Raw genomic sequence first — 13,757 nt, forward strand, 5'->3', positions numbered from 1 at the left:
TCCTTGGCTACGTGAGTGCCTCAGGCAACTCACCCCAAGGGAGGTTTCGATGAAGATTACCTTTGCACTGGCCGTGACAGCGATGCTCGCGGCTGTTGGTCTGCCCGCTGCGGCGGAATACGCCCGTATTCAGAACAAGTCAGACTTCGTTGCGGCGGTGAATGGCAAAAGGCTGACCCGCCCGCTGGTCGATCTGCGAGTCACCTCAGGCGGGGCCATTTCCGGCAAGGGCGCGGTTTGGGAGGTGACCGGCAAGTGGTCGTGGCAAGACGGTTATTTCTGTCGCACGCTGGTATGGGGCGGCAAGGATCTGGGCTATAACTGCCAATTGGTCACCCGCGATGGCGCGAAGCTCCGCTTTACCTCTGACAGGGGCGCGGGGGAGTCGGCAGTGCTGACCCTGCGCTGAGGCGCTTAAAAATCGACGGCGATGCCCTTCTTTTCCCAATCGCCATAGCGCACAGGCTCTGGCCCATCGCGCCCGCCAAGTTCGGTGGGCATGTCGAGCGCGGCTGCCGCCTCACGCCGGGCGGCAGCCTCGGCCAAGGCGCGCTGGGCGGCGGCGGGCAGATCGGGGCCGGGGGCTGGCGTCGGGTCTTGCGGCGTGTCGGGGATCGGTTTCGGCCCCGGTTTGGGCTGCGGGGGCAGGTCCGGTGCGGGGCTGGGCGTGGGATCAGGGCCGGGTTTGCTGTCGGGAATGGGGCGTTGATCGGGCATCATGGTCCTCTTGAGCCAAGTTCTCCCTTGATATACGTCGCCCGCTGGCCCAGACAACCCGGCAACCCCTCAAGCCAGACCCAGATAGGATATGACCATGGCAGACACAGGCGTTCAGGCCCGCAGAAGCGCGGTTTATCTGCTGGATCAGATTTTGGGCGATGAGCCGCGGCTGATGTCCGAGCTTCTTGCCGCGGGCGCGCTGGACAAGCTGCCCCCCGATGATCGGGCGCGGGCGCAGCGTCTGGCGCAGGACACGCTGCGCGGGTTGGAACGGGCGGACCGCTTGCTGCAAAAGCACCTTCAAAAGGCACCGCCGCTGACCGTGCGCAATGTGCTGCGGGTCGGCACGGTTGAGCTTTGTCAGGGCGGGGCTGCGCATGGGGTGGTGAACGCGATGGTGAACCTCGTCTCGCAACACCGCACGCTGAGCCATCTCAAGGGGCTGACCAATGCCGTGCTGCGCAAGATCGCCGCTCAGGGGCCCGAGGCTTGGGATGCCCTGCGCGCGCCGCGTCTGCCCAAATGGCTGCGCGGACCGCTGGCCGAAGCTTGGGGCACCGATGCCATGGCCGCGATGGAACAGGCGCATTTCGCCGGCGCACCGCTTGATCTGACCGCCAAGGGCGACGCTGCCACTTTGGCAAAGGCCGTGGGTGGCACGCTGCTGCCGACAGGCTCGGTTCGGGTAACGGATGCCGGGCAGGTCTCAACCATGCCGGGCTTTGCCGAGGGCGACTGGTGGGTGCAAGATGCCGCCGCCGCGATCCCGGTGCGGGTGCTGGCGCCCAAGGAGGGCGAGACGGTGCTGGACCTCTGCGCCGCGCCGGGCGGCAAGACGATGCAACTGGCCGCCGCGGGGGCGGTCGTCACCGCTGTTGACCAGTCGCACCCCCGGATGCAGCGGGTGAAGGAAAACCTCGCCCGCGTCGGGCTGAAGGCCAAGACGCTGACCAAGGATGCGCGCGCCGTGCAGGGCACATTCGACGCCATTCTGCTGGACGCGCCATGCTCCGCCACCGGCACCATCCGCCGCCACCCGGACCTGCCCTATGCCAAGGACGGATCTGAATTCGGGGATCTGATCGAGTTGCAATCCGAGTTGATCGACCATGCCTGGAGCCTGCTCAAGCCCGGCGGGCGGTTGGTGTTCTGCACCTGTAGCCTGCTGCCCGACGAGGGCGAAGTGCAGGTCGACGAAGCCTTGGAGCGGCATGGCGACATGACCGTCGACACCGCCGCGCTGGAACTGCCGGGGGTCGAGGCCGATTGGCACACCGAAGAGGGCGGGCTGCGCCTGCGCCCCGATTTTTGGGCCGATCAAGGCGGGATGGACGGGTTCTATATCGCCTGTCTGCGCAAGGACTGACCCTCACGCCCCGTCGGGTGGGGAGGGCACGGCGAGATAGGCCGCTTTCGGGATGTCTATGAGGCCGCGGAGCCCTAGCGTGGCGGCATCTGCTGCCGTGAGTCCGCCAATGGCCGCGCGCACCGCCGCGGCTGTTGCCACCGCATCGGCACCCACTGCCGCAATATAGGGTAGGCCGGGGGTGGGGGGCGTGCGTTCCAGCACCCGCAGGTCACCCGCGAAAGTGTCATGGCTTTCGATCAGCCGCCAAGAGACTGCATCCAGCGCCGCGATATCCGCGCGCCCCTCGGCCACGGCCTTGGCCGAGGCGCGGTGACCGTGGCTTTGGCTGCGATCTGCAAACCAAAACCCCCGCGCCCGGCAATGCGCGTAGGGGGCGGCATAGCCTGATTGCGAGAACGTCTGGTTGTAGGTGAAGCGCGCTGCGTGGAAATCGGAAATTGTTTCACGGGGATCATTGGCGCGGACCACGAAAACGCTGTTGTAATACCCCGACGGGCAGTCTTCGACGCCAAAGTCCGGCGTGCCGATCAGCGTGACACGGTCGTGCAGCCACAGGCGGTAAGGCATCCCGCAGGTCTGGGAGAGGGTGAGGTCGGGCGCGGTCCAGACGGCGAATTCCTCGGCATCATTGCTCAGCCTTTCCGGGGCCGGGATGCCCTGCGCGCGCAGGGCGTCACGGATCATGGCCCAGAAGCGCCCTGTCGCCTCGGCGGTCTCGGGGCGCAGGTACATCATCAGGCTGGCGATCATCGGCGGCTCCGCTTGGGGTGTTCCTGTTTAGGCCGCGCCGCCGCGCGGTGGCAAGCGTCGGTTCCCCGCCGATCCTCCGCCGCGCGGGGAAAATCCGGTGACTCATTGTGGGGCCGCGGTTATGCTGCCGCCAAACGCCAGCAGAGCGTCAGGGGCAGCTTGATATGATTAATCTTTCCAGCGTCATGGCCCGCAGGGCGCGGTTTCTGAACCGCTGGCACGCGTGGCGTGCGACCCGGGGCCGGGGGCGGGTCGTCGCGTTCACCTCTTCGCCCGAGCCGCGCACCATCGGCTCTTTCGCGCGGGGGCGGCAGTTGATGGCGGGCAATTACCTCTTTGCCGGCAGCCTGCTGACCGCGCCGCAAACTGCCATGTGGGACCTGACCCCGCCTGACCCCGCCTTTGCCGCGGAGCTGCACGGTTTTGCGTGGCTCGATGACCTCGCTGCGGTGGGTGATGCGCGGGCGCGGGGGGCGGGGCAGGCGTGGCTTTGGGGCTGGATCGACCGTTTCGGGCGCGGGCAGGGGCCGGGCTGGACCCCGGCGCTGACCGGGCGGCGGCTGATCCGTTGGATCAACCACGCGCTTTTCCTGCTGCGCGGGACCGAGACCGAGCAGAGCGATGCCTTCTACCGATCCCTCGAACGGCAGACCCGATTCCTGTCGAAACGCTGGCGTGGCGCGGCCCCTGGCCTGCCGCGTTTCGAGGCGCTGGCCGGGCTGATCTATGCCAGCCTGTCGTTGGAGGGACTGGCCGAACTGGCCGATCCGGCGGTCAAGGCCCTCGCCCGGGAATGCGCCAGCCAGATCGATGCCGAGGGGGGGCTGCCCACGCGCAATCCCGAGGAACTGCTGGCCGTCTTCACCCTGCTGACATGGGCCGCCGCCGCGCTGAGCGATGCGGGCCGCAGCACGCCCAAGGAGCATCTGACCGCGATCGAGCGTATTGCGCCGACCCTGCGCAGTCTGCGCCATGCGGATGGGGCGTTGGCGCGGTTTCACGGCGGCGGGCGCGGCATGGAGGGCTGGCTGGACCACGCGCTGGCGGCGGCCAAGGTCAGGACGCGGCAGCCCGACGGGCTGGCCATGGGCTTTGCAAGACTGTCCGCAGGCCGCACCAGCGTGATCGTCGATGCGGCAGCCCCGCCAAGCGGTGCGGCATCGACCAATGCCCATGCCTCGACATTGGCATTCGAGCTGACCTCGGGGCGGCGGCCCTTGGTGGTGAATTGCGGCTCCGGCGCGTCCTTCGGGCTAGAGTGGCGGCGGGCGGGGCGGGCCACGCCGTCGCATTCGGCCCTGTCCCTCGTCGGCCATTCCAGCGCGCGACTGGCGGAGCCTGACCCCCATAGCGGGGCGGAGGCGCTGATCGCGGGCCCGCGCCATGTGCCCGTCGAGATTGGAGAGGCGGCGGATGGGCTGCGTTTCGAAGGCGCGCATGACGCCTATCTGCGCAGCCACGGTCTGACCCATGCGCGGCGGCTGGAGCTGACCGCAGACGGGCGCGGCCTTTCGGGGGAGGATATGCTGCTGGCGATCGAGGGGGCGGAGAAGCGGCGCTTTGACAAAGTGCTGAACGCCGCCCAGTCAAAGGGGGTCGCCTTCGACATCCGGTTTCACCTGCACCCGGATGTAGATGCCAACTTGGACCTTGGCGGGGCTGCGATCTCAATGGCGCTGAAAAGCGGGGAGATTTGGGTGTTTCGCCATGACGGCACGCATAATCTGTCTTTGGAACCGGGGGTTTACCTTGAGACAACCCGCTTGAAACCGCGCGCCGCGCAGCAGATCGTGCTCTCGGGCTATGCCATGAACTATGCCACGCGGGTGCGCTGGTCGTTGTCAAAAGCGCAGGAAACTGCGATTGGCGTGCGAGATTTGTCGATCGACGATCCCTATGCTGATGAAGACTGACCAAGGAACCAGCCCCATGCCCGACCTCTATCCCATCAAACGCGCCCTGCTTTCCGTATCCGACAAGACCGGTCTTTTGGACCTAGGCAAGGCTTTGGCGGCGCGGGGCGTCGAATTGCTCAGCACCGGCGGCACCGCGAAAGCGCTGCGCGACGCGGGGCTGGAGGTTCTGGATGTAGCCGATGTGACCGGCTTTCCCGAAATGATGGACGGGCGCGTGAAAACGCTGCATCCGGTCGTGCATGGCGGTCTGCTGGCCCTGCGCGACAATGACGAACACGTCGGCGCGATGAACGAACACAATATCGGCGCGATCGATCTGGTGGTGGTGAACCTCTACCCCTTCGAGGAAACCGTCGCCAAGGGCGCGGAATACGCCGAGGTGATCGAGAACATCGACATCGGCGGCCCGGCGATGATCCGCTCGGCGGCCAAGAACCACGGTTTTGTCAACGTGGTGGTCGATGTCGAGGATTACGCCGAGGTCATCGCCGAGATGGAGGCCAACGACGGCCAGACCTCCTATGCCCTGCGCCAACGTCTGGCCCAGACCGCCTATGCCCGCACCGCCGCCTATGACACCGCCGTCAGCACTTGGATGGCCGCGCAGGTCGATGCCACGCCGCGCCGTCGCACCTTCGGCGGCACGCTGGCCCAGACCCTGCGCTATGGCGAGAACCCGCATCAGCAGGCGGCCTTCTACACCGATGGCTCGAACGCTCCCGGATTGGCCAACGCCGTGCAGCATCAGGGCAAGGAACTGTCCTACAACAACATCAACGACACCGACGCGGCCTTTGCGCTGGTAAGCGAGTTCGACCCCAAGGACGGCCCCGCCTGCGCCATCATCAAACATGCCAACCCCTGTGGCGTGGCCCGTGGCGAGACGCTGCTCGAAGCCTACACCCGCGCCTTCGACTGTGACCGCACCTCGGCCTTCGGCGGCATCATCGCGCTGAACCAGCCGCTGGACGGGCCAACGGCAGAGGCCATCGCCGCGATCTTCACCGAAGTCGTCATCGCCCCCGGCGCGGACGAGGATGCCAAGCGCATCTTCGCCGCCAAGAAGAACCTGCGCCTGCTGACCACCGAAGGCCTCGCCGATCCGACCGCCGCCGAACTGGCGGTGCGGCAGGTCTCAGGCGGCTTTCTCGTGCAGGACAAGGACGTGGGCCGGATCACGCGCGATGACCTGAAAGTGGTGACCAAGCGCAAGCCGTCGGATCAGGAACTGGACGACATGCTCTTTGCCTGGACCGTGGCCAAACACGTCAAGTCCAACGCCATCATCTACGTCAAGGACGGCGCGACCGTGGGCGTGGGCGCGGGCCAGATGAGCCGCGTGGACAGCACCCGCATCGCCGCGCGCAAGGCCCAAGACATGGCCGAGGTGATGGAGATCGACGCCCCCCTGACGCAAGGCTCGGTCGTGGCCTCCGATGCCTTCTTCCCCTTCGCGGACGGCCTCATCACCGCCGCCGAGGCCGGTGCCACGGCGCTGATCCAGCCCGGCGGCTCCATGCGGGACGACGAGGTGATCGCGGCGGCGGATGAGGCGGGGCTTGCCATGGTCTTCACCGGCATGCGCCACTTCCGGCACTAAACGAAGGGGAGCCCCATGCGGACATTCGGCATCGCGGCCTTCGTGGCCTTTCTGATCGACCAGATCAGCAAATATGTGGTCATTCACATGATGGAACTGGCGCGTGTCCGCTCCATCGACGTGCTGCCGCCGGTGCTGAATTTCCGCTACGGGGAGAACCGGGGCATCAACTTTGGCCTTGGCGGCGACATGAGCCAATGGGTGCTGATCGTGGTGGCGCTGGCGATCTGCGCGGGCGTCACCCTGTGGCTCTGGCGCAGCCCGCATGGGCGCTGGGCGCAGCTGAGCGGCGGCTTGCTGGTCGGCGGGGCGCTGGCGAATGTGGCGGATCGGCTGATCTACGGCTATGTGCTCGATTTCCTGAACAACTCCTGCTGCGGCATCAATAACCCTTTCGTCTACAACTTGGCGGATGTCTTTATCTTTGCCGGGGCCTTGGGGCTGATCCTCTTTACCGGAGAGCCGAAAAGCGCGCCCAAGCGCCGGGGCAAAAAAGGTCAGTGACATTGCCCGCTTGCCTGCGATATTGAACAAGCAGACCCCGAAAGGAGACACCATGCGCCGCATTGCCCTCATCAGCTTGATCCCGCTGGCCCTCGCCGCCTGCAGCAATCAGGGCCTTCGCGATTTGCAGCCGACTTCAGAAGGGCCTGATGAGTTCCTGATCCAACCGGTCAAGCCGCTGGAGCGTCCCGACAACCTGAACACCCTGCCCACGCCTGCGCCGGGGCAGGCGAACCTGACCGACCGCTCGGCGGTGGCCGAAGGGGTGGCGGCATTCGGCGGGCGTTTGGATACCTCTGCTGGCATCCCGGCGGGAGATGCGGCGCTGGTCCAACATGCGGGCCGGATGGGCGTGCAGCCCGGCATCCGTGAGAGCTTGGCCGAGGCCGACGCGAAATTCCGCAAGCGCAAGGGCCGCTTTACCCAATTCCGCATTGTCCCGGTTGATCGCTACGGCCAAGCCTACAAGCGCATGATCCTCGACGCCCATAGCGAGGCGGAGCGCTGGCGCAGGGCAGGCGGGCGCACGCCGTCCTACCCGCCGCAGGACACACGTTTTCGCTAGGCTTCTTGAAAGTAGCGCCAGACCGCGTAGGTAATGCGAGAGGCGATATATTTCGAGGTAAGCAATGATCCGACTGCCGATGATGGCGGCCCTGGTGGCAACGCTTTTCACAGCCCCCGCCGCGCAGGCGGGGCAGACCGAGAACGAAGCGGTCACCCATTTCACCCTTGATAACGGCATGGAGGTCGTGGTCGTCGAAGACCACCGCGCCCCGGTCGTGCAGCAGATGGTCTGGTACCGCGCAGGCTCGGCTGATGAACCCAAAGGGTCATCCGGCGTGGCGCATTTCCTTGAACACCTGCTGTTCAAAGCCACCGACAAATTGGAAGCGGGCGAGTTTTCAGCCACCGTGGCCGCCAACGGCGGACGCGATAACGCCTTTACCAGCTACGATTACACCGCCTACTACCAGCGCGTCGCAGCGGATCGCCTTGGCTTGATGATGGAGATGGAAGCCGACCGGATGAAGAACATCCGTCTGACCCCCGAAAACATCGAGACCGAACGTGACGTGATCCTTGAAGAGCGCAACCAGCGGACCGAGAACAACCCCGCCGCGCTGTTCAGCGAACAGATTAACGCCGTGCAATATCTCAACCACCGCTACGGCGTGCCGATCATCGGCTGGAAACATGAGATGGAGGAGCTGGACCTCGAAGATGCGCTGTCGTTCTATGAGCTCTACTACTCACCCAACAACGCGATCCTCGTGGTCTCGGGCGATGTAACGCCGGAAGAGGTGCGCGAACTGGCCGAGGCCACCTATGGCCAAATCCCCGCCAACCCCGCCTTGCCGGAGCGTCTGCGCACCGAAGAGCCGCCCCAGATCGCCGAGCGCCGGTTGATCTACAAAGACGCCCGCGTGGCCCAGCCCTATGTCCGCCGCTCCTACCTTGCGCAGGAACGCGACAGCGGCGAACAGGAGGAAGCGGCGGCGCTCTTGCTGCTCAGCGAATTGCTGGGCGGCGGCACCACGTCCTACCTTGCTGAGAAACTGCAATTCGACGCGCAGATCGCCAATTACACCGGCGCCTTCTACAAGGCCGACACGCTGGACGACACAACCTTTGACCTTGTCGTGCTGCCCGTGCCCGGCGTCAGTCTGCAACAGGCCGAAGAGGCGCTGGACGAGGCGCTCGCGCAGTTTATGGAGGCCGGTGTCGACCCGGAACACCTCGAACGTCTCAAGGCGCAGTTGCGCGCCGATCAAATCTACGCCCGCGACGACGCGGACCGCGTGGCGCACCGCTACGGTTCGGCCCTCGCCATCGGCCTCACGGTCGAAGACGTGCAGGCATGGCCCGATGTGCTTCAGGCCGTCACCGCCGAAGACATCATGCAGGCCGCCCGCGACCTGTTCGACAAACGCGCATCGGTCACCGGCTGGCTGATGAAGGAGGACGCGCAATGAGACTGATCTACGCCCTGATCCTGACGGTAATTGCCGCACTCCCCGCCCGCGCCGAGGTCGATATTCAGGAGGTGACCAGCCCCGGCGGCATCACCGCTTGGCTGGTCGAGGAACATTCGATCCCCTTCGTGGCATTGGAAATCCGTTTCCGTGGCGGCGCGTCTCTCGATGCCCCCGGCAAACGCGGCGCGATCAACCTGATGACCGGCCTCTTGGAAGAAGGGGCAGGCGAAATGGACGCCCGCGCCTTTAGCCGCGCGACCGAAGCGCTGGCCTCGAACCTCAGCTTTGATGTCTCTGACGATGCGCTTTCCGTGTCCGCACGTTTCCTGACCGAGAACCGCGCGCCCTCGATCGACCTTCTGCGCGCGGCCCTTCAGGAGCCGCGTTTCGACGAAGACGCCATTGAGCGGGTGCGCGGCCAAGTGATTTCGAACATCCAATCGAACCAGAAAGACCCCAACAAAATCGCCCAACAGACCTTTGACCGGATCGCCTTTGGGGATCACCCCTATGGCAGTTCGCTCAATGGTACGCTGGAAAGCGTCGCGGGCCTGACGCGTGATGATCTGCTCGCGGCGCATCGCGCGGTGCTGGCGCGGGACCGCATCATCGTTGGCGCGGTGGGCGACATCACACCCGAGGAGTTGGGCCAGATGCTCGACAAGCTGTTGGGGGGGCTGCCCGCCGAGGGTGCGCCGATGCCGCCCCGGGCCGAGGTCGATATCCCCAGTGGCACCACCGTGGTCGATTTCGCCACCCCGCAGTCCGTCGCGCTCTTTGGTCAGCCCGGCCTCGCGCAGGACGATCCCGATTGGTTCACCGCGACGGTGCTGAACCACGTCCTCGGCGGTGGCGGTTTCGAATCCCGGCTGATGACCGAGGTGCGCGAGAAACGTGGCCTGACCTACGGCGTCTATTCCTACCTCGCCCCACGCGATCTGGCCGAGACCTATCTCGGCTCCGTCAGTTCGGCCAATGACCGCATCGCCGAAGCGATCGAGGTGATCCGCGCCGAATGGGCCAAGGCCGCCGCCGAAGGCATCACGCAAGAGGAATTGGACGCCGCCAAAACCTATATCACCGGCGCCTATCCGCTGCGCTTCGATGGGAACACGCCCATTGCCAATATCCTCGTCGGCATGCAGATGCTGGGCCTGCCGACCGACTATATCGCCACCCGCAACGACAGGGTCGAGGCGGTCACGCTCGAAGACGTCAAACGCGTCGCCGCTGAGTTGTTGGAGCCTGAAAATCTGCATTTCGTTGTCGTCGGCCAGCCCGAAGGGCTAGAGGCCGCAGACACAGCGCAGGAATGAAAAAAAGCGCCGCTCCCGACAGGGGGCGGCGCTTCTGCTTAGGCCGGGCGGTGGGCGTTATTCGCCGTAAGGCACCCAGATATTCTTGACCTCTGTCGCGGCTTGCAGGAATTCGCGCCCCGCGTCCTCGGCCCCGAACCAATCGCGCGCCATGCCGTGGTTGACCCAGCTGCGTTTGATGTTGCTCGCGGCCCCTTTCTCGACAATGCCGGAAAGCGCCGCGGCGCCGAAGGACCAGACCGCATCCACATCCATATGACGCGCCATCGCCTCGGCCAAATCCGCCTGCGGCCCGGTCAGGATATTCACCACGCCCGCGGGCACATCCGATGTCTCAAGCACCTGAACGAAGTCCGTCGCCGCCAGCGGGAAGGGTTCGGAGGCCGAAAGGATCACCCGGTTGCCCATGGCGATGGCGGGGGCCATGCAGGAAATCAGCCCCAGCAAAGGCGCCTCGGCAGGACAAAGCGCGCCGATCACACCCACAGGTTCCTTCATCGCCAGCGCCACGCCGCGGATCGGCACCCCATGCACCTGACCGTCATATTTGTCGGCCCAAGCGGCATAGGTGAAGAGCCGGTCGATGGCCGCATCGACCTCTTTGCGGCCTGCCTTCGCCCCCTGCATCGCATCCAGACGTGCTGCGAATTCATCCCCGCGCGCCGAGAGATTTTCGGCAATGTAGTAAAGGATCTGCGCCCGCAGATGGCCGGTGGTTTTCGACCAGCCCTTCGCCGCATGTGCCGCCTCGACCGCATTGCGCAGGTCCTTGCGATTGGCGAGGCTCACATGCCCCAAAAGCCCGCCGGACTTGCCCCAGACCGGCGCGGAATAGCCGCCGTCGGGCCGCGCCTGTTTGCCACCGATATAAAGCTTCGCGGTGCGGTCGATCCCCTCCTCCGGCGCGCCCTCACCTGAGAAAGCTTCGATCTCTTTCAAGGGCTTCGCGGAGGTCTTCGGCTTGGTATAGCCCGCCAGACCTTCCCAACCACCCTCGCGGCCAAAGCCGCTTTCACGCTTGCCGCCGAACCCGGCTGCGGCATCCATCATATTGGTGCCATTGACCCAAACGATCCCGGTCTCCAACTTCGGCGCGATGTCGAGGGCAAGGTTCACATTCTCGGTCCAGACCGTCGCCGCCAGACCGTAGCGCGTGTTATTGGCCAGCTGCACCGCCTCGCCGGGCGTGCGGAAGGTGGTGGAGACCAGCACAGGCCCAAAAATCTCTTCCTGCATCAGCCGATCCGCCGGGTTCAGCCCGGTAATCAGGGTGGGCGGATAGAAACAGCCATTCTCAGGCATCGCCCCCGGTGCCACGAAACGCTCACCGGCGGTATTGGCCTCGACCATCTCGCTCACGCGCTTGTATTGCACCGGGTCGACCAGCGCGCCCACGTCGATGCTCTTGTCGAGCGGATCGCCGATGCGCAGCTTCTCCATCCGCGCGCGCAGCTTGGCATAGAAGCGATCCGCCACCGGCTCATGCACCAGCAAGCGCGACCCGGCACAGCAGACCTGCCCCTGATTGAACCAGATCGCATCGACCAGCCCTTCGACGGCGCTATCCAGATCGGCATCGTCGAAAACGATGTAAGGCGATTTGCCACCCAGCTCCAAGGTCAGCGCCTTGCCAGACCCCGCCGTCGCCTCGCGAATGCGGCGGCCTACGGCGGTGGAGCCGGTAAAGGCGATCTTGTCGATATCCTCATGGCCGACCATCATCTCACCCACGGTGCCATCGCCCGTCACGATATTGACCACACCCTTGGGCAGCCCGGCCTGACGGCAGATATCGGCAAACAAAAGCGCGGTCAGCGAAGTGTATTCCGCAGGTTTCAACACCACGGTATTACCCATCGCCAGTGCGGGCGCGATCTTCCACGCCAGCATCAGCAGGGGGAAGTTCCACGGGATGATCTGCCCGCAAACCCCAAGCGCCTGCGCATCGGGCAGTTCGCTCTCCATCAACTGCGCCATGCCCGCGTGATAATAGAAATGCCGCTGCGCCAAGGGCACGTCAATATCGCGCGCCTCACGAATGGGCTTGCCGTTGTCCAAGACCTCCAAAACTGCAAACAACCGCGCGTGTTTCTGCAACAGCCGCGCTAGCGCATAGATATGCCGCGCCCGGCCATGGCCGCCCAGCTTCTCCCACTTGGGCTGCGCCTTGCGCGCCGCCTTCACGGCGGCATCCACATCGCCCTGCGACGCCTGCGTTAGACTGGCCAAGACCTCACCCGTCGCCGGGTTCGTGCTGTCAAATCCCGCCCCCGGTGCGGTGAAGGCGCCATCGATGAAATGGCCAAACCGCCCGCCCTGATCGACGATCCACGCCAGCGCATCTGCCGCCGATTCCGGGGCTGGCCCGTATTCCATGCTTTCGAATATGTCGGACACGCTCATGCCTTCATCCTTTTCCAAATACCTTCCCGCAGCCTGCAACGGGCTCAGGCGGTCGCGTGGCGGTATGCCGCCGAATAATTGCCGGTCACATGATGCTCCAACTGCCGCTCGATATCGCCCAAGAGCGAGGACGCCCCAAAGCGGAACAGGTCAGGCTGCAACCAACGGTCGCCCAGCTCTTCCTTCATCAGCGCCAGATAGGTGATCGCATCCTTGGCCTTCGAGATGCCGCCCGCGGGCTTGTAGCCCACGCGCACGCCGGTGCGCGCGTAATACTCGCGGATCGCGCGGATCATGACGAGGCTCACGGGCAGGGTGGCGTTCACGCTTTCTTTGCCGGTCGAGGTCTTGATGAAATCGGCCCCGGCCATCATGCAAACCAGCGACGCGCGGGCCACATTGCGCAGCGAGCCCAATTCGCCGGTGGCGAGGATCGCCTTCACATGGGCCTCGCCGCAGGCCTCGCGGAAGGCGCGCATTTCATCGTAAAGCGCCTGCCAGTCGCCCGAGAGCACATGACGGCGCGAGATCACGATGTCGATCTCGCTCGCACCGGCCTCGACGCTCATCTCGATCTCGCGAATGCGCAGTTCCAAGGGCGACAGCCCTGCCGGGAACCCGGTTGAGACGGCGGCGATGGGGATGTTCGTGCCCTCCAGCGCGCGCCGCGCGGCGGGGATCATCTCGTGATAGACGCAGACCGCGCCGGTGGTGATCGGCGCCATGCCAAGCGCCTCGAGCAGATCGGGCGCAATTGGTTGGCGCGCCTTAGCGCAAAGCCGCTCGACCCGGCGCGCGGTATCGTCGCCCGAGAGGGTCGTCAGGTCGATACAGGTCACGGCGCGCAGCAGCCATGCGGCCTGATGATCCTTTTTCAGCGAACGCCGCGCGGGCAGGGCGGCGGCACGGCGCTCGATCGCCGAGGTATTCGCCTGCACCGAGCGCAGCCAGTCCATGTCAAGCGGCATCGGTTCGACGCGGGGTTCGGTGACCTGGGGCAGATGGCCCGGCGCGTCGGTCTCTGTCTCATTGTGCTGCGGGGTCGTCTGGTTGGCCATCGGGGTCTCTCCGGTTTGGTCAGGCGGGCAAAATGGCATGGGGTAGGGGCCAAAGCAAGCGACGCTAACCTCGCGTCACCGGTGGAATGCCCGAAAAACGGGCAAGATGCCGCAAATGTTAATGAGAGCCATTCTCAACTGT

Annotated in this window: 12 protein-coding genes; 8 read left to right on the top strand and 4 right to left on the bottom strand. The window is 65.2% G+C overall.

What is annotated here, in order from left to right:
* The first annotated feature begins 49 nt into the window (after window positions 1-49).
* On the top strand, window positions 50-409 hold the full coding sequence (locus ACGYLI_RS13595) for a dihydrodipicolinate reductase (protein WP_394419590.1): 360 nt from the start codon (window positions 50-52) through the stop codon (window positions 407-409).
* A 5-nt stretch (window positions 410-414) separates the two neighbouring features.
* On the opposite strand, the gene ACGYLI_RS13600 is transcribed toward ACGYLI_RS13595, so the two are convergent.
* Window positions 415-615 carry a DUF1674 domain-containing protein gene (locus tag ACGYLI_RS13600; RefSeq protein WP_271689916.1) on the bottom strand — a complete coding sequence of 67 codons (201 nt, stop codon included), beginning with the start codon at window positions 613-615 and terminating at the stop codon, window positions 415-417.
* A 199-nt stretch (window positions 616-814) separates the two neighbouring features.
* On the opposite strand from ACGYLI_RS13600, the gene ACGYLI_RS13605 reads away from it, so the two are divergent.
* Window positions 815-2,086, top strand: a complete 1,272-nt coding sequence (locus ACGYLI_RS13605) for an RsmB/NOP family class I SAM-dependent RNA methyltransferase (protein WP_394419591.1) — start codon at window positions 815-817, stop codon at window positions 2,084-2,086.
* 3 nt (window positions 2,087-2,089) lie between these two features.
* Here the strand turns inward: ACGYLI_RS13605 and ACGYLI_RS13610 are convergent, their stop codons facing one another.
* Window positions 2,090-2,839: a phosphate/phosphite/phosphonate ABC transporter substrate-binding protein gene (locus tag ACGYLI_RS13610; protein WP_394419592.1), complete on the bottom strand. Its 750-nt coding sequence runs from the start codon at window positions 2,837-2,839 to the stop codon at window positions 2,090-2,092.
* A 164-nt stretch (window positions 2,840-3,003) separates the two neighbouring features.
* Between ACGYLI_RS13610 and ACGYLI_RS13615 the strand changes: the two genes are divergently transcribed.
* From ACGYLI_RS13615 to ACGYLI_RS13640, 6 genes are all read left to right on the top strand, one after another.
* Window positions 3,004-4,752 (top strand): heparinase II/III family protein, encoded by a 1,749-nt coding sequence (locus tag ACGYLI_RS13615; protein ID WP_394419593.1) that lies wholly within the window; start codon window positions 3,004-3,006, stop codon window positions 4,750-4,752.
* A gap of 16 nt (window positions 4,753-4,768) precedes the next feature.
* Window positions 4,769-6,355 carry a bifunctional phosphoribosylaminoimidazolecarboxamide formyltransferase/IMP cyclohydrolase gene (purH, locus tag ACGYLI_RS13620; protein WP_394419594.1) on the top strand — a complete coding sequence of 529 codons (1,587 nt, stop codon included), beginning with the start codon at window positions 4,769-4,771 and terminating at the stop codon, window positions 6,353-6,355.
* 15 nt (window positions 6,356-6,370) lie between these two features.
* Window positions 6,371-6,859 carry a signal peptidase II gene (lspA, locus tag ACGYLI_RS13625; RefSeq protein ID WP_394419595.1) on the top strand — a complete coding sequence of 163 codons (489 nt, stop codon included), beginning with the start codon at window positions 6,371-6,373 and terminating at the stop codon, window positions 6,857-6,859.
* Between the two features lie 52 nt (window positions 6,860-6,911).
* On the top strand, window positions 6,912-7,424 hold the full coding sequence (locus ACGYLI_RS13630) for a DUF3035 domain-containing protein (protein WP_271688871.1): 513 nt from the start codon (window positions 6,912-6,914) through the stop codon (window positions 7,422-7,424).
* A gap of 64 nt (window positions 7,425-7,488) precedes the next feature.
* Complete coding sequence (locus tag ACGYLI_RS13635; protein ID WP_394419596.1) at window positions 7,489-8,835, top strand: M16 family metallopeptidase; 1,347 nt, start codon at window positions 7,489-7,491, stop codon at window positions 8,833-8,835.
* Window positions 8,832-10,154, top strand: a complete 1,323-nt coding sequence (locus ACGYLI_RS13640) for a M16 family metallopeptidase (RefSeq protein ID WP_394419597.1) — start codon at window positions 8,832-8,834, stop codon at window positions 10,152-10,154. Before ACGYLI_RS13635 ends, ACGYLI_RS13640 begins: the two co-directional genes overlap by 4 nt.
* Window positions 10,155-10,211: 57 nt before the next feature.
* Here ACGYLI_RS13640 and ACGYLI_RS13645 read toward each other — a convergent pair whose 3' ends face one another.
* A complete protein-coding gene (locus ACGYLI_RS13645) occupies window positions 10,212-12,557 on the bottom strand; it encodes an aldehyde dehydrogenase family protein (protein ID WP_394419598.1) in 2,346 nt (781 codons plus the stop codon).
* A gap of 44 nt (window positions 12,558-12,601) precedes the next feature.
* Window positions 12,602-13,615, bottom strand: coding sequence for a deoxyribose-phosphate aldolase (gene deoC, locus ACGYLI_RS13650; protein WP_394419599.1), 1,014 nt, complete (start codon window positions 13,613-13,615; stop codon window positions 12,602-12,604).
* Window positions 13,616-13,757: the final 142 nt, after the last annotated feature.

Origin of the sequence: Sulfitobacter sp. 1A13421 (genome assembly GCF_043557285.1) — a bacterium.
In the GTDB taxonomy this organism is placed as follows: domain Bacteria; phylum Pseudomonadota; class Alphaproteobacteria; order Rhodobacterales; family Rhodobacteraceae; genus Sulfitobacter; species Sulfitobacter faviae.

Coding starts and splice junctions, on each gene's coding strand:
- ACGYLI_RS13640 (WP_394419597.1), top strand. CDS start 8,832: ATGAGACTGATCTACGCCCTGATCCTGACGGTAATTGCCGCACTCCCC.
- ACGYLI_RS13635 (WP_394419596.1), top strand. CDS start 7,489: ATGATCCGACTGCCGATGATGGCGGCCCTGGTGGCAACGCTTTTCACA.
- ACGYLI_RS13615 (WP_394419593.1), top strand. CDS start 3,004: ATGATTAATCTTTCCAGCGTCATGGCCCGCAGGGCGCGGTTTCTGAAC.
- ACGYLI_RS13595 (WP_394419590.1), top strand. CDS start 50: ATGAAGATTACCTTTGCACTGGCCGTGACAGCGATGCTCGCGGCTGTT.
- ACGYLI_RS13605 (WP_394419591.1), top strand. CDS start 815: ATGGCAGACACAGGCGTTCAGGCCCGCAGAAGCGCGGTTTATCTGCTG.
- ACGYLI_RS13610 (WP_394419592.1), bottom strand. CDS start 2,839: ATGATCGCCAGCCTGATGATGTACCTGCGCCCCGAGACCGCCGAGGCG.
- lspA (WP_394419595.1), top strand. CDS start 6,371: ATGCGGACATTCGGCATCGCGGCCTTCGTGGCCTTTCTGATCGACCAG.
- ACGYLI_RS13645 (WP_394419598.1), bottom strand. CDS start 12,557: ATGAGCGTGTCCGACATATTCGAAAGCATGGAATACGGGCCAGCCCCG.
- ACGYLI_RS13630 (WP_271688871.1), top strand. CDS start 6,912: ATGCGCCGCATTGCCCTCATCAGCTTGATCCCGCTGGCCCTCGCCGCC.
- deoC (WP_394419599.1), bottom strand. CDS start 13,615: ATGGCCAACCAGACGACCCCGCAGCACAATGAGACAGAGACCGACGCG.
- purH (WP_394419594.1), top strand. CDS start 4,769: ATGCCCGACCTCTATCCCATCAAACGCGCCCTGCTTTCCGTATCCGAC.